The organism is Kitasatospora sp. NPDC093679, from assembly GCF_040683455.1.
Lineage (GTDB): Bacteria > Actinomycetota > Actinomycetes > Streptomycetales > Streptomycetaceae > Kitasatospora > Kitasatospora arboriphila.
Window position 1 is genome coordinate 1 of record NZ_JBFBDW010000025.1, and the last position, 17,909, is coordinate 17,909.

Consider the following 17,909-nt stretch of genomic DNA (forward strand, 5'->3'; position numbering starts at 1 on the left):
CCTCGTACTGGACGTACTCGGACTTCCGTCCGGTGCGGCGAGAGTGCGTGCCGGGCGTCGAGACGGGGCGAAGGTCGCCTGACGCGGCACTAGGCCGGGTGGTGCACCCACGGGGGCGCGTGGGAGCACCTGCCGGGCGGGTTCCCTACTTGTCGATGTCGCCGACGACGAAGAACATCGAGCCGAGGATGGCGACCATGTCGGCGACCAGGGTGCCCGGCAGGAGTTCGGTGAGGGCCTGGATGTTGTTGTACGAGGCGGAACGGAGCTTGAGCCGCCAGGGCGTCTTGTCGCCGCGGGACACCAGGTAGTAGCCGTTGATGCCGAGCGGGTTCTCGGTCCAGGCGTAGGTGGTGCCCTCCGGCGCCTTGAGGACCTTGGGCAGCCGCAGGTTGACCGGCCCCGGGGCGAGCCCGGCGAGCCGGTCGAGGCAGGCGTCGGCGAGGTCGAGCGAGTTGGCGGTCTGCTCCAGCAGGCACTCGAAGCGGGCCAGGCAGTCGCCCTCCTCCCGCACGACGACGGTCAGCAGGTCGGCGAGCTCCCCGTACGCGAGGTAGGGCTCGTCGCGGCGGAGGTCGAAGTCGACCCCGCTGGCCCGGGCGATCGGGCCGCTGACGCCGTAGGCGTGCACCTGCTCGCGGGTGAGGGTGCCGACCCCGGCGGTGCGGCCGCGGAAGATCTCGTTGCCGAGGACGAGGTCCTCGTAGACCGGGAGCTGCCCCCGGACGGCGGCGACGGCCTGCCGGACGCGGCCGAGCCAGCCGGCCGGGAGGTCCTCCTTGAGGCCGCCGACCCGGTTGAACATGTAGTGCATGCGCCCGCCGGAGGCCTCCTCCAGGACGTGCTGGAGCTCCTCGCGGCCGTGGAAGGCGTGGAAGATCGGGGTGATGCCGCCGAGCTCCAGCGGGTAGGAGCCGAGGAACATCAGGTGGTTGAGCACCCGGTTGAGCTCGGCGAGCAGGGTGCGGATCCACACCGCCCGCTCGGGGACCTCCATGCCGAGCATCCGCTCGACGGCGAGGACGACGCCGAGTTCGTTGGAGAAGGCGGAGAGCCAGTCGTGCCGGTTCGCCAGCATGATGATCTGGCGGTAGTCGCGGGCCTCGAAGAGCTTCTCGGCGCCGCGGTGCATGTAGCCGATGACCGGCTCCGCGGTGACGATCCGCTCGCCGTCCAGCACCAGCTTCAGCCGGAGCACGCCGTGCGTGGACGGGTGCTGCGGGCCGATGTTGAGCACCATGTCGCTGGTGCCCAGCTCGCCCGTGAGCTGCTGCGCACCCGCGCCGATGCCGACCGTGGTCTCCCTCATGGCTACAGAGTCTGCCACCCCGCGGGTGCGGGGAGTCCCTCCAGGCTCCGCGGTACCGGCATGCGGACGGCCTGGGCCAGCCAGCCGAAGCCGCCGAGGCCGGCCGGGTCGGTCAGTTCGGCGGCCTCGCTGGCCCCGCCGAGGGCCCGCAGGTAGCCGGCCGGGTCGGTGGAGGCGAGGGCGAGCGGCGGCCGTCCGCCGTGCACGCCGAGGGCGCGCAGTGCGCTCCGCTGCGTCGTCCACAGGCTGTGGACGGCCGGGGCGGCCGATGCGGCCGATGCGGCCGAGTCCAGGGCGACGTGCGCGGTGACGTCGCAGCCGCCGTCGGGCACGGGCCGGACCTCGCGGCCCCCGCGGAATCCGGCGAGGGTGCCGAACGGCGGCCGGTCGGCGGCGGTGTGGGCGTAGTCGACGGCGACGGCGAGGCCGCGGTCGAGGGCGGCGACGGCCGAGGCCCAGGCCTCGTCGCGGGTGCGGCCGAGTTCGATCCGGTCGCCGTCCGGCCACCAGCGGGCGGCCCAGGCGGCGTCGGCGGCGTCCAGCGGGCCGCCGGGGCGTTCCTCGCCGTCGGGCCCGACCTCGACGTAGCGCAGCACGCCGTCCTCGTCGGGTTCGGCGAGGTCGAGCGGCACGTTGTCGAGCCACTCGTTGGCGAAGAGCAGCCCGGTCAGCCCGGTCGGCAGGGTGTCCGTCCACACCACGGACGGGGGCAGGCCGGCCGGGCGGGCGGCGAGTTCGACGGCGTGGGGACGGACCCGGGCGGCGAGCTCGGGGTCGAGGGCGGCGAGGACTCCGGTGACGAGTTCGCCGCGGCCGGCGCCCACGTCGACCAGGGCGAGCTCGTCCGGGCGGCCGAGGGCCTCGTCGGTCTCGGCGAGCAGCCGGGCGACGGCTCCGGCGAACAGCGGCGAGGCGTGCACGGAGGTGCGGAAGTGCCCGGCCGGTCCCTCCGGGCCCCGGTAGAAGCCGTCCGCGCCGTACAGCGCCTCTTCCATGGCGGGCCGCCACCGCATCCAGGTCACGTGGGTCGACGCTACCGGTCGGCGGGGGTGTCCCGGCGGGGGCCGTCTCCACCCTGCGGCGGATGGCGGATCGCCCTCGCGGCGGACCTGGGGGCGGTGTGCGACTGCCTAGGCTTGGAGCGTGCATCGACTCAACGCCTGGCTCCGCCGTCACCCGATGGTGGTCGACTCCGCCTGGGCGCTGGTGGTCCTCCTGCTCGGCGTGCTGTCCGACTTCTCGGAGTCGGACCTGCAGCTCTACGGCGGTCTGGCCTTCTCGCTGGCGATCGCCGCGCTGATGGTGGTCCGGCGCCGGTACCCGGACCTGGCCGCGGCCGGGGGCACCGCGCTCGGGCTGGGCCAGCTCGTGCTGGACGTGACTCCGGGCGCCTCGGCCATCGGCTACCTGGTGTTCGCGTACACGGGGGCGGCCTTCGGCTCGCGGTGGGCGTCCCGGCTGGTGCTCGCGGTGGGTCTGGTGGCCGGCCCGCTGACGCTGTGGCGGTTCGACAACAGCGGCGACCCGGTGCCGGACGACCCGTCGCCGCCGCCGGGGCCGAGCACCTGGCAGCTGGTGTTCGTGGCGGTGCTGATGTCGACGCCGTTCGTGCTCTGCTGGGCGTGGGGCCGGCTGACCCGAGTCCGCGGGGCCTACCTGGTCGAGCTGGAGGACCGGGCGGCCCGGCTGGAGCGCGAGCGGGACGCGCAGGCGAAGGTGGCGGTGGCCGCCGAGCGCGCCCGGATCGCCCGGGAGCTGCACGACGTGGTCGCGCACAACGTCTCGGTGATGATCGTTCAGGCCGACGGCGCCGCCTACGTGCTGGACAACTCGCCGCAGCAGGCGAAGGAGGCGCTGGGCACGATCGCCGCGACCGGCCGCCAGGCGCTGGTGGAGATGCGCCGGCTGCTCGGCGTGCTGCGGACGTCGGAGACGGCCGAGGAGTACGTCCCGCAGCCCGGCGTGGAGGAGCTGCCGGAGCTGCTGGAGCAGGTCCGCACGGCCGGCCTGCCGGTGGACTTCGCCACCTCGGGCGAGCCGCGGGAGCTGCCGCGCGGCCTGGAGCTGACGGTGTACCGGATCGTCCAGGAGGCGCTGACCAACGTGCGCAAGCACGGCGGTCCGGGCGCCCGGGCCCGGGTCGCGGTGGACTTCGGCGACCGCGACCTGGAGGTGCTGGTCGAGGACGACGGCCGCGGCAGCACCGCCGAGCAGATGGACGGTGGTGGCGACGGGCCCGGCCATGGTCTGATCGGCATGCGCGAACGGGTCGGCATGGTGAGCGGCAGCCTCGACATCGGCCCGCGGCCGGGCGGCGGCTTCCGGATCCGGGCCGTCCTCCCCCTCAAGGCCGCCGGCTGAGTCCGGGGGCCGGCCGCTCAGGTGAACCCCAGGTGAAGGAGAACCGACCGTGACCATCCGCGTGATGCTCGTGGACGACCAGGAGCTGCTGCGTACGGGCTTCCGGATGGTCCTGCAGTCGCAGGGCGACATCGAGATCGCCGCCGAGGCGGGCGACGGCGCGCAGGCGCTGGAGCTGCTCGCCGGGACGGAGGTCGACGTGGTGCTGATGGACGTCCGCATGCCGCGGCTGGACGGCGTGCAGGCCACCCGGCGGATCTGCCTGGACGAGTCCGGCGCGCCGCTGCCGGGGGCGCCGCACGTGCTCATCCTGACCACCTTCGACCTGGACGAGTACGCCTTCGCCGCGCTGAAGGCCGGGGCGAGCGGCTTCCTGCTGAAGGACGTCCCGCCGACGGAGCTGGTCGCGGCGATCCGCGCGGTGCACGGCGGTGACGCGGTGGTCGCGCCGACCACCACCCGCCGCATGATCGACCGCTTCGCGCAGGTGCTGCCGACGCCGTCGACGGCGCCCGGTTCGCCGGTGCTGGAGCCGCTCACCGACCGCGAGCGGGAGGTGTTCCTGCTGGTGGCGCAGGGCCTGTCGAACGGCGAGATCGCCGCCCGGCTGACCCTGTCGGAGGCCACCGTGAAGACCCACGTCGGCCGGATCCTGGCCAAGCTCGGCCTGCGCGACCGCGTCCAGGCCGTGGTGCTGGCCTACGAGAACGGCCTGGTCCGCGCCGGCGCCACGGACTGACCGGGGTTCGTACCACGGCGCGGGGCCGCCCCCGGCGGGTGGCCCCGGCGCCCCCTCGGGTGTCCCCGGTCAGAGCCGCCGCAAGCCCTGGATCACCTCGCGGAGCAGGCGGACGTCCGGGCGGCCGGCCTCGGCGGCGCCCTGGCCGACCCGGACGAGTCCGGCCTGGACGAGGTCGCCGAGCAGCACCCGCAGGGCCCCGATCGGCAGGTCGGCGTCGGCGGCCAGTTCGGCCAGCGGGCAGGGGCGGTCCCGGATCCGGTCCAGCAGGGCGCTGCGGGCGTGGTCCAGGTGGCCGGCCGGTTCGGCGTCCGGCACCGCCGAGACCGCGGCCAGCAGGTCGTAGCGCTCGCCCTCGGCGGAGCGGGTGCGCCCGCCGGTCAGGGTGAACGGCCGGACCATCGGGCCGGCCTCGTCGTCGTACCAGTGCCCGCTCATGTGGCCGCCCCTTGGCCGGCGGCCGGCTCGGCGCCGGCCCGGGCGGGGGTGGACAGGTGGCGGCCGACCCGGCGGACGAGCATCTGCATCTCGTACGCGATCTGGCCGACGTCCGCCTGCGGCCCGCAGAGCACGGCCAGGCAGCTGCCCTCGCCGGCCGGGGAGACGAAGAGGAAGGCGTCCTCCAGCATCACCATCGTCTGCCGGACCGAGCCGGCCTCGAAGCGGCTGCCGACGCCGCGGGCGAGGCTGTGGAAGCCGGAGCAGACGGCGGCGAGGTGGTCGGCGTCCTCGGTGCTCAGCCCGGCGGAGGCCGCGGTGGGCAGGCCGTCGGAGGAGAGCAGCACGGCCTGGCGGACGTGCTCGGTGCGGTCGACCAGGTCCTCCAGGAGCCAGTCCAGGCCGCCGGCGGCCTGCTCGGTGGTCTCGGGCGTGCTCATCGTTCGTCCTCCGGGTCGTGCGGGGTGCGGGCCTCGGTGCCGCGGCCGCGGTCCAGCCCGCGCTGGAACGCGCCGAAGACGGCGCCCATCTGCTCGGCCGAGATCTCGGGTCCTCCGGCGGGCGGGTCGGCGGGGACGTCGTCCGCGGGCGGCGGGGTCTGCAGCCGGGGCGACAGGGACGCCTGGCGGGTCCGGGTGGGCAGGGCGCGCCGCATCGGCAGCACGGCCGCGGCGGGTGCCTCGGCCACCGGTCCGGGCTCGGCCCCGATCGGCGCCTCGGGCACCGGGACGGGCCGCGGCGCGGGCTCGGGCGGCTCCGCGAGGACGGCCTTCGGCAGCAGCACCACGGCGGTGGTGCCGCCGTACGGGGAGCGGCGCAGCGCCACCTCGATGCCGTGGCGGCGGGCGAGCCGGCCGGTGACGAAGAGACCGAGCCGTTCGGTGCGGGTGGGGTCGAACTCCTGCGGTTCGGCGAGGGTGCGGTTGGCGGCGGCGAGTTCGTCCTCGTCCATGCCGAGGCCGCGGTCGTCGATCTCCAGCACGCAGCCGTGGGCGGCCTCGCCGGCCCGCATGGTGACCTGGGTGTGCGGGGGCGAGAAGGCGGTGGCGTTCTCGATGAGTTCGGCGACCAGGTGGGCGAGGTCGCCGACGGCCGCGCCGGAGACGAAGACCTGCGGCATCGGCGGGACGACCACCCGCTCGTACTCCTCGACGGCGCCGACCGCGGAGCCGACCACCTCGACCAGCGGGACGGGCTTGCGCCAGCGCCGGCCGGGGGCGGCGCCGGAGAGGATGATCAGGCCCTCGGCGTGGCGGCGCATCCGGGTGGCGAGGTGGTCGACCCGGAAGAGGTCGGCGAGCTCGTCGGGGTCGGTGGCGCGGCGTTCCATGGCGTCGAGCTGTTTGAGCTGGCGGTGGATCAGGGCCTGGCTGCGACGGGCGATGTTGACGAAGACGCCGGAGATGCCGGCCCGCAGGCGGGCCTGTTCGACGGCGGCCTCGACGGCGGCGCGGCGGGCGTGGTTGAGGGCGCGGCCGAGGTCGCCGATCTCGTCGTCGTGCTCGCCCGCGGCGAAGGCGAGCCGCGGTGCGGCCCGCTCGACGTCGACGGTCTCGCCGGCGGCCAGGCGGCGGACGACGTCGGGCAGCTGGCGGTTGGCCAGCCGGTCGGCGGCGACCCGCAGCCGGGTCAGGCGGCGGGTGATCCGCCGGCCGGTGCGCACCGAGTACCAGACGGAGAACACCACGGCGAGCAGGCCGGCGCCGCCGGCGAGGCCGGCCTTCAGCAGCTGGTCGCCGGCGTAGGCGCGGCCGCGGGCGGCGGAGTTGAGCGCGGCGTCCTTGCACAGCTCCATGTAGCGGTGGACGACCGGGTCCATGGTGGTGCGCCAGCCGTTGCGGTCGACGGCGCGGCCGGCGGCGTCGGCGCCGGCGTCCAGGACGCCGTCCTCGGCGGCGGTGAGCGCGGTGTAGCGGGGGTCGACGGCGAAGGTCTCGAAGCCGGCCCGGGAGTCCGCGGGCAGCGCGGCGACGTAGGTGCGCTGGAAGACCCGGCGGTCCTCGACGACGGCGGCGAAGGCGCGGAACTGGGCGGGGGTGAAGGAGCCTGCGGCCCGGGCGCCGGAGCCGAGGGCGTCCTCGCGGGAGACGAACTCGCGCACCCGGACGAGTTCGACGACCACCTGGGCCTCGCGGGCGAGCCGGCCGGCCTGCAGGGCGGTGAGCGCGGACTCGACGGCGAAGGACGGCTCGACGGCGGCGGTGTACCGCTCGACCGCGGCGTCCCAGCTCAGGGCGCGGGTGATGACGGCCTGGCGGAGCGGGGCGAGGCCGTCGGTGGCGGTGATCATCGCGGTGAGGGTGCCCCGCTGTTCGGCGGTGAGCTCGTCCTGCCGGTCGGGGTTCTCGGCGGCGGCCCGCACGGCGCGGACCTTCTCGTCGGTGGCCCGCTCCTGCGCGGTGTAGGCGGCGAGGGCGGCCGGGTCGCCGCCGGAGCCCAGGTACTCGGCGGCCAGCCGGCGCTCGATCTGGATCTGGCCGACGGCGGTGTCCACCGGGCTGCCGAAGTACTCGTAGGCGTCCTTGAGGCGGACGAGGGCGCGCAGGTCGCCGGTCATCGAGACCATGGCGAAGGTCCACAGTCCGACCAGGGCGACGACGGGGATCAGCACCAGCGCGATGATGCGGGTACGGATGGTGCGGGGTCGGTGCGGGCGGGCAAGGCCGAGGCGTCTGGGCATGGTCTCCCTCGTGTCCCGGGGCTCGGACTGCGCCAAGTTACCCGGCCGTAGCGTTCGGGTCGCCGGGAGGGTCGTGAAGCTTCCGTGGAGATCCGGGGGCCCGGCCCCGCGCGGCGGGGGCGCACCGGCCGCCCCGTACGATGGAGCGGTACGTCTGGTACCTGCACAGGACTGGAACGGGAAGCAATGACGAGGGCCGAGCCGTGAGCGCGTCCGACAATGCCCCGGCCCTCGGGCCGACCGACCCCTTCGGGGATCCGCTGGACCCGGAGAACCGGCCCGCCCGGCTCGCCGTCGGCGTGGTCGGCACCGGCCGGGTCGGCCCGGCGCTGGGCGCCGCGCTGCAGCTGGCCGGGCACCGGGTGGTCGCCGCCTCCGGGGTGTCCGCGGCCTCCCGGCGCCGTGCCGAGGCGCTGCTGCCCGGCGTGCGGCTGGTGACGCCGCCGCAGGTGCTGGCCGCCGCCGACCTGGTGCTGCTGACGGTGCCCGACGACGCGCTCGCCGACCTCGCCGCCGGGCTGGCCGCGACCGGCGCGATCCGTCCGGGCCAGATCGTGGTGCACACCTCCGGCGCGCACGGCGTGGCGGTGCTGGAGCCCGCCGCCCGGGTCGGCGCGCTGCCGCTGGCGCTGCACCCGGCGATGACCTTCACCGGCACCTCGGTGGACCTGGCCCGGCTGGCCGGCTGCCCGTTCGGGGTGACCGCCCCCGACGAGCTGCGCCCGGTCGCCGAGGCGCTGGTCGTGGAGATGGGCGGCGAGCCCGAGTGGGTGCCCGAGGAGGTCCGCCCGCTCTACCACACGGCGCTCGCGCACGGCGCGAACCACCTGGTCACCCTGGTCGCGCAGGCGATGGAGCTGCTGCGCGGGGCCGGGGTCGCCGAGCCGGGGCAGTTGCTCGGCCCGCTGCTCGGCGCGGCCCTGGACAACGCGCTGCGCTCCGGCGACGCCGCGCTGACCGGCCCGGTCGCCCGCGGCGACGCCGGGACGCTCCGCCGGCACCTGCAGCAGTTGCGGACGGCGTCCCCGGACATCGGGCAGGCGTACCGTGCGATGGCCCGGGCCACCGCACAGCGGGCGGTCCGCGGCGGACCGCTCAAGGAAGAGGCGGCGGCTGCGCTGCTGGACGTACTCGACGAGGAGACCCCCTGATGGCACGCGGCAAGCAGCCGGCGAAGGCGAAGGCCCCCCGCACCACCGAGCTCACCCGCACGGTGGAGGAGTTCGAGGCCGCGTTCTGGCCCGACGACCAGCCGGTGGACAACGCCGTGGTGATGACCATGGGCGCGCTGCACGCCGGCCACGCCGCGCTGATCCGGGCGGCCCGCCGCCAGGTCGGCCGGGACGGCCGGGTGGCCGTGACGGTCTTCGTCAACCCGCTGCAGTTCGGCGCCGGCGAGGACCTGGACCGCTATCCGCGCACCCTGGACGCCGACCTGGAGGTCGCCCGCGAGGCCGGCGCCGACGTGGTCTTCGCCCCGACCGTCGAGGAGATGTACCCCAACGGCGAGCCGCTCGTCCGGCTGTCCGCCGGGCCGATGGGCGACGGCTTCGAGGGCGCGTCCCGCCCCGGCCACTTCGACGGCATGCTGACCGTCGTCGCCAAGCTGCTGCACATCACCGACCCGGACTTCGCCTTCTTCGGCGAGAAGGACGCCCAGCAGCTGGCGATCGTCCGCCGCATGGTCGCCGACCTGGACTTCGACGTGGAGATCGTCGGTGTCCCGACCGTCCGCGAGGAGGACGGGCTGGCGCTCTCCTCCCGCAACCGCTTCCTCTCCGACACCGAGCGCGGGCAGGCCCTGGCGCTGTCCCGGGCGCTGTTCGCCGGCCGCGACGCGGGCGCGCAGGGCGCGAAGGCGGTCCGCGAGGCCGCCGCGGCCGTCCTGGACGGCGCCGACGGTGTCACCCCCGACTACCTCGCCCTGATCGACCCGGACTCCTTCACCGAGGTGCCGGACGACTTCACCGGCGAGGCCCTGCTGGCCGTGGCAGCCAAGGTGGGCCCCGCCCGCCTGATCGACAACGTCGGCGTCATCGTCCGGTAGCGCACCACCCTGCTCGACCCCGCTCGACCCCCGTTCGACCCCCCGTAGGCATGCACTCTCCCCCGGCCCCGCCGGGGGTCCCACCAGGAGGCGTGACCAGATGCTCCGCACCATGCTCAAGTCCAAGATCCACCGCGCCACGGTGACCCAGGCCGACCTGCACTACGTCGGCTCCGTCACCGTCGACGAGGACCTGCTCGACGCCGCGGACCTGCTCCCCGGCGAGCTCGTCCACATCGTCGACATCAACAACGGCGCCCGCCTGGAGACCTACACCATCGCGGGCCCGCGCGGCTCCGGCGTGATCGGCATCAACGGTGCCGCCGCGCGCCTGGTGCACCCGGGCGACCTCGTGATCCTCATCGCGTACGGCCAGATGGACACCGCCGAGGCCAAGGCGTACCTGCCCAAGGTCGTCTTCGTCGACGGGGACAACCGGATCACCGGCATGGGCGGGGACCCGGCCGAGGCGCCCGAGGGCAGTGGCCTGCTCCGCGGCGACCGGGCGTACCGTGATGCGGACGGCGCGAGTGCCGACGCCGCGCGCTGAAGGAGCCAGTGAAGCCATGCCGTACCGCCTGACCGCCCCCGCCCCGGGCTGGACCGCGACCACCGACGTCGTCGTGGTCGGCTCCGGCGTCGCGGGCCTGACCGTCGCGCTCAACGTCCGCCGGGCTGGCCTGCGGGCCACGGTGGTCACCAAGGCGATGCTGGACGACGGCTCCACCCGCTGGGCCCAGGGCGGCATCGCCGCCGCCCTGGGCGAGGGCGACACCCCCGAGCAGCACCTCGACGACACCCTGGTCGCCGGCGCCGGCCTGTGCGACGAGGACGCGGTGCGCACCCTCGTCACCGAGGGCCCGGACGCCGTGCGCCGGCTCATCGCCGTCGGAGCCGCCTTCGACCAGGACGAGGACGGCACGATCCTGCTCACCCGCGAGGGCGGGCACCACCGCCGCCGGATCGCGCACGCCGGCGGCGACGCCACCGGCGCGGAGATATCCCGTGCCCTGGTCGCCGCCGTCCGCGACGACCCCGGCATCGAGCTGATCGAGCACGCGCTCGTCCTCGACCTGCTCACCGACGCCGACGGGCACGCGGCCGGCCTCACCCTGCACGTCATGGGCGAGGGCCAGCGGGACGGCGTCGGCGCCATCCGCGCCCGCGCCGTGGTGCTCGCCACCGGCGGCATGGGCCAGGTCTTCTCCGCGACCACCAACCCGGCGGTCTCCACCGGCGACGGCGTCGCCCTCGCGCTGCGCGCCGGGGCCGAGGTTGCCGACCTGGAGTTCGTCCAGTTCCACCCGACCGTGCTCTGGCTCGGGGCCGACGCCGAGGGCCAGCAGCCGCTGGTCTCCGAGGCCGTCCGCGGCGAGGGCGCGCACCTGGTCGACGCCTCCGGCGAGCGCTTCATGCTCGGGCAGCACGAACTCGCCGAGCTCGCCCCGCGCGACATCGTCGCCAAGGCGATCACCCGGCAGATGCAGCTGCGCGGCACCGACCGCATGTACCTGGACGGCCGGCACTTCGGCGCCGAGATGTGGGAGCACCGCTTCCCGACCATCCTCGCCTCCTGCCGGGCCCACGGCATCGACCCGGTCACCGACCTGATCCCGGTCGCCCCCGCCGCCCACTACGCCTCCGGCGGCGTGCGCACCGACCCGGCCGGCCGCACCACGGTGCCCGGCCTGTACGCCTGCGGCGAGGTCGCCTGCACCGGTGTGCACGGCGCCAACCGGCTCGCCTCCAACTCCCTGCTGGAGGGCCTGGTCTTCGCCGAGCGGATCGCCGCCGACCTGGCCGCCCGGCACGCCGCCGGCGACCTGCCCGAGCGGGCCGTCGACGTCGCCGCCGCCCTGGAGGCCGGCATCGTGCCGCTGCTCGCCCCCGAGGCGCGCGCCGAGATCCAGCGGCTGATGTCCCGCGGGGCCGGCGTGCTGCGCTCGGCCCGTTCGATGGCCGCCACCGCGGAGGGCCTCACCGTCCTCGCCCGGGAGGCCTCCGCCTACCTGGACGAGGGCAAGCCGGCCGACCCCCGGGTGGAGACCTGGGAGGCCGCCAACCTGCACCTGGTCGCCACCGCACTGGTCGCCGCCGCGGCCCGCCGCGAGGAGACCCGCGGCTGCCACTGGCGCGAGGACTTCCCCGACCGCGACGACGCCCGCTGGCAGCACCACCTGGTCACCACCCTCGACGCCGACGGACACCCGAGCGTCCGGGCGTGACCCCGTCCCCGACGCACCCGGCCGATCACCTAGGAGCACCACGATGACCCACGACGAACTTCCGCTCGCCTCCGGCGGCTGCGGCGACGGCTGCGCCTGCGGCGAGGGCGAGGCGTACGAGACCGGGCTGGACCCGGCGCTGGCGGCGCTGCTGGAGGAGGCCGGCCTGGACCCGGTCGAGGTCGAGGACGTCGCGATGCTCGCGCTCGGCGAGGACCTGGCCGGCGGCGAGGACGTCACCTCGGTGGCGACCGTCCCCGCGGACGCCGTCGCCACCGCCGACTTCACCGCCCGCTCGGCCGGCGTGGTCGCCGGCCTGCGGGTGGCCGAGGCCGTCGTCTCGCTGGTCTGCGAGGAGGAGTTCGAGGTCGAGCGGCACGTCGAGGACGGCGCCCGGGTCGAGGCCGGCCAGGTGCTGCTCTCGGTGCGCAGCCGCACCCGCGACCTGCTGACCGCCGAGCGCAGCGCGCTGAACCTGCTCTGCCACCTGTCCGGCATCGCCACCGCGACCCGGGCCTGGGCGGACGCCCTGGAGGGCACCGGCGCGGTCGTCCGCGACACCCGCAAGACCACCCCGGGCCTGCGGGCGCTGGAGAAGTTCGCCGTCCGCTGCGGCGGCGGCGCCAACCACCGGATGGCGCTGTCCGACGCCGCGCTGGTGAAGGACAACCACGTGGTGGCGGCTGGCGGCGTCGCGGAGGCGTTCCGCGCGGTGCGGGCGGCGTACCCGGACCTCCCCGTCGAGGTGGAGGTGGACACCCTGGAGCAGATCGCGCCGGTGCTGGAGGCCGGGGCGGACCTGATCCTGCTCGACAACTTCACCGTGCCTCGGCTCAAGGAGGCCGTCGCCCTGGTGGCCGGCCGGGCGAAGCTGGAGGCGTCCGGCGGACTGACCCTGGCCACCGCGCGCGAGGTCGCCGAGACTGGTGTCGACTACCTGGCCGTCGGGGCCCTGACGCACTCCTCGCCGATCCTCGACATCGGCCTGGACCTCCGCGCCTGACCCCGCCTCAACAGAAAGCCATCCCGTGCTCCTCACCATCGACGTCGGCAACACCCAGACCACGCTCGGCCTGTTCGACGGTGAGGACATCGTCGAACACTGGCGGATCTCCACCGACCCGCGGCGCACCGCGGACGAGCTGGCGGTGCTGATGCAGGGCCTGATGGGTGCCCACCCCATCGTGTCCGCCGAGGACAAGGTGGCGGGGCTGTCGATCTGCTCGTCCGTGCCCGCCGTGCTCCACGAGCTCCGTGAGGTGACGCGCCGTTACTACGGCGACGTGCCCGCGGTGATCGTGGAGCCGGGGGTGAAGACCGGGGTGCACGTCCTGATGGACAACCCCAAGGAGGTCGGTGCCGACCGGATCGTGAACGCGCTGGCCGCCAACCACCTCTACGGCGGCCCGTGCATCGTGGTGGACTTCGGCACCGCCACCACCTTCGACGCGGTGAACGCCCGCGGCGACTACGTGGGCGGCGCGATCGCGCCCGGCATCGAGATCTCGGTGGAGGCGCTGGGCCTGCGCGGTGCGCAGCTGCGCAAGATCGAGTTGGCCCGCCCCCGCAACGTCATCGGCAAGAACACCGTTGAGGGGATGCAGTCCGGCATCCTGTACGGCTTCGCCGGGCAGGTCGACGGCCTGGTCAACCGGATGGCCCGGGAGCTCTCCAAGGACCCGGACGACGTCCAGGTGATCGCCACCGGCGGCCTGGCCCCGCTGGTCCTCGGCGAGGCCGAGACCGTCGACGTGCACGAGCCCTGGCTCACCCTGATCGGCCTGCGGCTGGTCTGGGAGCGCAACAAGGCGTGAACGGGCCTTCTCGAAAAGCCTGCTGACGGACGGTCGGCCCCACGGGGCCGGCCGTCGTCACGTCGGATCAGCGGCAGATACGCCAATCGGGACAACTACGGCGCCAATCGCCCGAAATCGGACGTACGCCACGTAATGTCACCTCATGCCTACGCCACACGGATCGCGGGGCGGCATGGCTTTCAGCGCCGACGAAGTCCGCGTGCTGCGCCGCGCCCTCGCCCAAGCCCTCTACCCGGCCCTCCCCGACGACCGGCTGCACCTACCCGGACCGTCCGGCGCGCTGCGGGCGGAGGACGTCCAGGACGCGCTGCGACTGACCGAGTCCATCGACGAGGCCGTCCGGGAGGGCGGCCGGCTGCGCAGCTTCCTGCTGGCCGACCTGGCCCGCTACCGGTCCGCGCTGCCCGGCGGCGCCCGCGGCTACCTGGAACGGCTGGAGGAGGCCGTGTCGGACGGCTACCTCCCCACCCCCGAGGACCTGTCGGCGCTCCGCTCGCTCTCCCGGCAGCCGTGCGGCCCCGCCGAGCACGCCCGGCGCTCCCGGCTGGCCGGCCGCTGCCACGCGATGGCGGAGGCCGAGGTCCGCGAGCGGCTGTCGTTCGTCTCCGGCCAGCGCCATCTGACGGCCGTACCGAGCCCGGCATGCGAACCCCTGCCCGCCCCGACCCTTGGAGGACGCGTCCCGATGAGCAGCAACCCCAGGCCCCCGTCCCCCGGCGAGCAGCCGCAGCCCCGCAGGATGCCCACCCCCGCCGAGCTCTTCGGCCGCCGCCCCAGGTCCAGGCCGCAGTCCCAGCCGCCCGCCCCGGACGACGAGGAGACCGAGCTCGCCACCGGCACCGGCTGAGGCACCCCCGTTCGGCGGCGGCCCCGGAGCGTCCCCCGCGCGTTCCGGGGCCGCCGCACGAAACCCGTGCGGGAGCGCGGCCCGGCGGTGGCTACCCTTGTGGGGTGAGCGATCAGACCACCGTGCCCCAGGCCGACGACCTCCCCGAGCAGATGCGCATCCGGCGCGAGAAGCTGGACCGGCTCCGGGCGGCCGGAATCGACCCCTACCCGGTCGGCTTCCCCCGCACCACGACCATCGCCGACCTCCGTGCCAAGCACCCCGACCTGGCCGCGGACACCGCGACCGGCGAGCGGGTCGGCATCACCGGCCGCGTCATCCTGGCCCGCACCGGCGGCAAGCTCTGCTTCGCCACCCTGCGCGACGGCTCGGGCGACCTGCAGGTGATGCTCTCGCTGGACAAGCTGGGCGAGGAGCGGCTGGCGGCCTGGAAGTCCGACATCGACCTCGGCGACCAGGTCGGCGTGGAGGGCGAGGTCATCACCTCCCGCCGCGGCGAGCTGAGCGTCATGGTCGACCGGTGGGAGCTCACCGCCAAGTGCCTGCGCCCGCTGCCGGACAAGCACAAGGGCCTGACCGACCCGGAGGCCCGGGTCCGCCAGCGGTACGTGGACCTCATCGTGAATCCCGAGGCGCGCGAGATGCTCCAGCTGCGCACCAAGGTGATCCGCTCGATCCGCCGCACCTACGAGGACCGCGGCTACCTCGAGGTCGAGACGCCGATGCTGCAGCCGATCCACGGCGGCGCCAACGCGCGTCCGTTCAAGACCCACATCAACGCGTACGACATCGAGCTCTACCTGCGCATCGCGACCGAGCTCTACCTCAAGCGCCTGGTGGTCGGCGGCGCCGAGAAGGTCTTCGAGATCAACCGGAACTTCCGCAACGAGGGCGCCGACGCGACCCACAACCCGGAGTTCACCGCCCTGGAGTCGTACGAGGCGTACGGCGACTACGACACCCAGGCCGAGCTGATCCGCGCGATCGTCGTCAACGCCGCCCGGGACGCCCTCGGCACCACCGTGGTCCGCGGCCTCGGCCCGGACGGCGAGGAGCACGAGATCGACCTGGCCGAGCCGTGGGAGGAGGTCTCGGTGTACCCGGGCATCTCCGCCCGCCTCGGCACCGAGATCACCCCGGAGACCTCCGTCGAGGAGCTCCGCGCGCTCGCCGACGGCGCCGGCGTGCCGTGGGAGAAGGAGTGGGGCCACGGCCAGATCGTCCTGGAGATGATCGAGCGGCTGCTGGAGCACCACGCGATCCGGCCGACCTTCATCCGGGACTACCCGACCGAGGTCTCCCCGCTGACCCGCCAGCACCGCTCGGTCGCCGGCGTCGCGGAGAAGTGGGACCTGGTGATCTTCGGCACCGAGATCGGCACCGCCTACTCCGAGCTGATCGACCCCGTCGAGCAGCGCGCCCGCCTGACCGCCCAGTCGCTGCTGGCGGCCGGCGGCGACGTCGAGGCGATGCAGCTGGACGAGGACTTCCTGCGCGCCCTGGAGTACGCGATGCCGCCCACCGGCGGCCTCGGCCTCGGCGTGGACCGTCTGATCATGCTGCTCACCGGCAAGAACATCCGCGAGACGGTGCTCTTCCCGCTGGTGAAGCCTGAGACCAGGAGCAGCAGCGGCGCCGCCGCTGCGGACGACGCAGAAGCAGAAGAGGAGTGACCTGATGGACTACGTCAGCGCGATCGTGCCGCCGCTGGTCATGGCGATCGGCTTCGGCTTCCTGGTGCGGGCGATCATCCGCAGCCAGGGCGGCTCCCAGAAGGCCAAGGAGGACGCCGCCGCCGACGCGATGGCCGCCGCGGCCCCTCGCGCCGCGGAATAGCCTCGGCGGGCCCGTCAGACACGCACATCGGCGCGCCGCCGCCCCCGCCGAGGGGGTGGCGGCGCGCCGGTGTGCTTGCCGAATCGCCGATTTTGTCCGAATCAGTTCCTATCCTGGCCGGACTATGGTGCGGCAACTCGGAGAACTCGAGAACGACATCATGACCAGGGTCTGGCAGTGGAACCGCCCGGTCACGGTTCGCGAGGTTCTGCAGGATCTGCGGACGGAACGCGATATCGCGTACACCACCGTGATGACGGTGCTCGACAAGCTGTACAGAAAGGGCTGGCTCCGGCGGGAACAGGTCGGCCGGGCGTATCGATATGAGCCGGTCTCCTCGCGCGAGGCCTACACCGCGGCGCTGATGAACGACGCCTGGGCGACGAGCGACAATCCGGCGGCGGCGCTGGTGCACTTCTTCGGACTGATGTCGCCGGAGCAGCGCGAGGCGCTGCGGGACGCCCTGCGGGTGGCCGCCGTCCTTCCCGCGGAACCGCCGCGGCCCGGGACGGAACGGGGCACCGGGGAGACCGGCGGCGGCGCGGCACGATAACGTCCCGGCATGGAGGTCACCATCCGCCGGGCGCGGACCACCGATGTGCGGGCAGTACGGGCACTCATCGACGCCTACTCGCGCGACGGCATTCTGCTCGACAAGCCCACGGTCACCCTGTTCGAATCCGTTCAGGAGTTCTGGGTGGCCGAGCGCGACGACACCGGCACGGTGGTCGCCTGCGGTGCGCTGCACGTCATGTGGGAGGACCTGGCGGAGGTCCGCACGCTGGCGGTGCACCCCTCCTGCAAGGGCCTGGGCCTCGGGCACCTCCTGCTGGAGAAGCTGCTGCAGACCGCGCGTTGGCTCGGCGTCCGTCGGATTTTCTGCTTGACGTTCGAGGTGGCGTTCTTCGCGAAACACGGTTTCGTCGAGATCGGGGAAACCGACGATCGTACGTCAGACCCGGCGGCCGTGGCCACGGAAGTCTATGAAGAACTCCTGCGCTCGTACGACGAAGGAGTCGCGGAGTTCCTGGACCTGGAGCGGGTGAAGCCCAACACCCTGGGCAACTCGCGCATGCTCCTGCGCCTCTGAGCGCGCCCTTGTGAGCCTTGCGGGACGCATCCCGATCGGGTAGGGGTTTGAGTTTTCCGGGAAAAGGCGGTTTCCTTTGCCTAGGCAATGGCTCGTTTACTCGGAAAGGGAAGCCCGTGGCACAGAGGGTGCAGGTCATTCTTGAAGACGATCTCGACGGCGGCTCCGCGGACGAGACGGTGATGTTCGCGCTGGACGGCGTTGCCTACGAGATCGACCTGAAGAGCGCCAACGCGGAGAAGCTCCGCGATCTGCTGGCGCCGTACGTGGACAAGGGCCGCAAGCAGAGCGGCCGCATCGCGGGGGCGCGCCGCAGCAGCGGCGCCGGTCGCGGCGCGGGCCGTTCGTCCGCCGCAGGCCCGGACACCGCGAAGATCCGCAGCTGGGCCAAGGAGCAGGGCCTGGAGATCAACGACCGCGGTCGCGTGCCGAGCGACATCAAGGCGAAGTACGACAAGGCGCACGCGTCCTGACCGGTGGCCGTGCGGCCGGGCCCGGGGCGCGCGCCCCGGAGCCGGCC

Annotated in this window: 18 protein-coding genes and 1 pseudogene; 14 read left to right on the top strand and 5 right to left on the bottom strand. The window is 74.2% G+C overall.

Translation table 11 applies throughout. From position 1 onward, the window contains the following. Window positions 1–145: 145 nt before the first annotated feature. Window positions 146–1,309: an NADH-quinone oxidoreductase subunit D gene (locus tag AB0O09_RS21045; protein WP_363543378.1), complete on the bottom strand. Its 1,164-nt coding sequence runs from the start codon at window positions 1,307–1,309 to the stop codon at window positions 146–148. Between the two features lie 2 nt (window positions 1,310–1,311). Further along, window positions 1,312–2,322, bottom strand: a complete 1,011-nt coding sequence (locus tag AB0O09_RS21050; protein WP_363543517.1) for an SAM-dependent methyltransferase — start codon at window positions 2,320–2,322, stop codon at window positions 1,312–1,314. Between the two features lie 130 nt (window positions 2,323–2,452). Between AB0O09_RS21050 and AB0O09_RS21055 the strand changes: the two genes are divergently transcribed. Further along, a complete protein-coding gene (locus AB0O09_RS21055; RefSeq protein ID WP_344625283.1) occupies window positions 2,453–3,670 on the top strand; it encodes a sensor histidine kinase in 1,218 nt (405 codons plus the stop codon). Between the two features lie 49 nt (window positions 3,671–3,719). Further along, window positions 3,720–4,409, top strand: a complete 690-nt coding sequence (locus AB0O09_RS21060) for a response regulator transcription factor (RefSeq protein ID WP_344625284.1) — start codon at window positions 3,720–3,722, stop codon at window positions 4,407–4,409. A 69-nt stretch (window positions 4,410–4,478) separates the two neighbouring features. Here the strand turns inward: AB0O09_RS21060 and AB0O09_RS21065 are convergent, their stop codons facing one another. From AB0O09_RS21065 to AB0O09_RS21075, 3 genes are read right to left on the bottom strand one after another with little or no spacing between them, the layout of a single operon-like run. Then, complete coding sequence (locus tag AB0O09_RS21065) at window positions 4,479–4,847, bottom strand: DUF742 domain-containing protein (RefSeq protein ID WP_363543381.1); 369 nt, start codon at window positions 4,845–4,847, stop codon at window positions 4,479–4,481. Beyond that, window positions 4,844–5,287 carry a roadblock/LC7 domain-containing protein gene (locus AB0O09_RS21070; RefSeq protein ID WP_363543383.1) on the bottom strand — a complete coding sequence of 148 codons (444 nt, stop codon included), beginning with the start codon at window positions 5,285–5,287 and terminating at the stop codon, window positions 4,844–4,846. The genes AB0O09_RS21065 and AB0O09_RS21070 overlap by 4 nt, the downstream gene beginning before the upstream one ends. Further along, window positions 5,284–7,527: an ATP-binding protein gene (locus AB0O09_RS21075; protein WP_363543385.1), complete on the bottom strand. Its 2,244-nt coding sequence runs from the start codon at window positions 7,525–7,527 to the stop codon at window positions 5,284–5,286. Before AB0O09_RS21075 ends, AB0O09_RS21070 begins: the two co-directional genes overlap by 4 nt. A gap of 203 nt (window positions 7,528–7,730) precedes the next feature. Between AB0O09_RS21075 and AB0O09_RS21080 the strand changes: the two genes are divergently transcribed. The 12 genes and pseudogenes from AB0O09_RS21080 (at window position 7,731) to AB0O09_RS21135 (ending at window position 17,862) form a co-directional block, all read left to right on the top strand. Beyond that, window positions 7,731–8,678, top strand: coding sequence for a DUF2520 domain-containing protein (locus AB0O09_RS21080; protein WP_363543386.1), 948 nt, complete (start codon window positions 7,731–7,733; stop codon window positions 8,676–8,678). Then, window positions 8,678–9,574, top strand: coding sequence for a pantoate--beta-alanine ligase (panC, locus tag AB0O09_RS21085; protein WP_363543388.1), 897 nt, complete (start codon window positions 8,678–8,680; stop codon window positions 9,572–9,574). The genes AB0O09_RS21080 and panC overlap by 1 nt, the downstream gene beginning before the upstream one ends. Before the next feature lie 100 nt (window positions 9,575–9,674). After that, entirely contained in the window at window positions 9,675–10,124 is a 450-nt protein-coding gene (gene panD, locus AB0O09_RS21090; RefSeq protein WP_344625290.1) for an aspartate 1-decarboxylase, read from the top strand. 16 nt (window positions 10,125–10,140) lie between these two features. Next, window positions 10,141–11,799, top strand: a complete 1,659-nt coding sequence (locus AB0O09_RS21095; RefSeq protein ID WP_363543390.1) for an L-aspartate oxidase — start codon at window positions 10,141–10,143, stop codon at window positions 11,797–11,799. Window positions 11,800–11,842: 43 nt separating this feature from the next. Beyond that, the gene (gene nadC, locus AB0O09_RS21100; protein WP_363543392.1) at window positions 11,843–12,802 is read left to right on the top strand and encodes a carboxylating nicotinate-nucleotide diphosphorylase; all 960 of its coding nucleotides are present in this window, start codon (window positions 11,843–11,845) and stop codon (window positions 12,800–12,802) included. Between the two features lie 25 nt (window positions 12,803–12,827). Continuing rightward, complete coding sequence (locus tag AB0O09_RS21105; protein ID WP_344625293.1) at window positions 12,828–13,613, top strand: type III pantothenate kinase; 786 nt, start codon at window positions 12,828–12,830, stop codon at window positions 13,611–13,613. Between the two features lie 175 nt (window positions 13,614–13,788). Next, a complete protein-coding gene (locus AB0O09_RS21110; RefSeq protein ID WP_363543394.1) occupies window positions 13,789–14,463 on the top strand; it encodes a hypothetical protein in 675 nt (224 codons plus the stop codon). Window positions 14,464–14,567: 104 nt separating this feature from the next. Continuing rightward, window positions 14,568–16,136: pseudogene (gene lysX / locus AB0O09_RS21115) on the top strand (bifunctional lysylphosphatidylglycerol synthetase/lysine--tRNA ligase LysX); the annotation flags it as partial. A gap of 4 nt (window positions 16,137–16,140) precedes the next feature. Beyond that, on the top strand, window positions 16,141–16,299 hold the full coding sequence (locus AB0O09_RS21120; protein WP_363543395.1) for a hypothetical protein: 159 nt from the start codon (window positions 16,141–16,143) through the stop codon (window positions 16,297–16,299). A 124-nt stretch (window positions 16,300–16,423) separates the two neighbouring features. Next, window positions 16,424–16,852, top strand: a complete 429-nt coding sequence (locus AB0O09_RS21125; RefSeq protein WP_030267802.1) for a BlaI/MecI/CopY family transcriptional regulator — start codon at window positions 16,424–16,426, stop codon at window positions 16,850–16,852. A gap of 9 nt (window positions 16,853–16,861) precedes the next feature. Further along, window positions 16,862–17,389, top strand: a complete 528-nt coding sequence (locus AB0O09_RS21130; protein WP_344625296.1) for an amino-acid N-acetyltransferase — start codon at window positions 16,862–16,864, stop codon at window positions 17,387–17,389. Between the two features lie 116 nt (window positions 17,390–17,505). After that, complete coding sequence (locus AB0O09_RS21135; protein WP_344625297.1) at window positions 17,506–17,862, top strand: Lsr2 family protein; 357 nt, start codon at window positions 17,506–17,508, stop codon at window positions 17,860–17,862. Window positions 17,863–17,909: the final 47 nt, after the last annotated feature.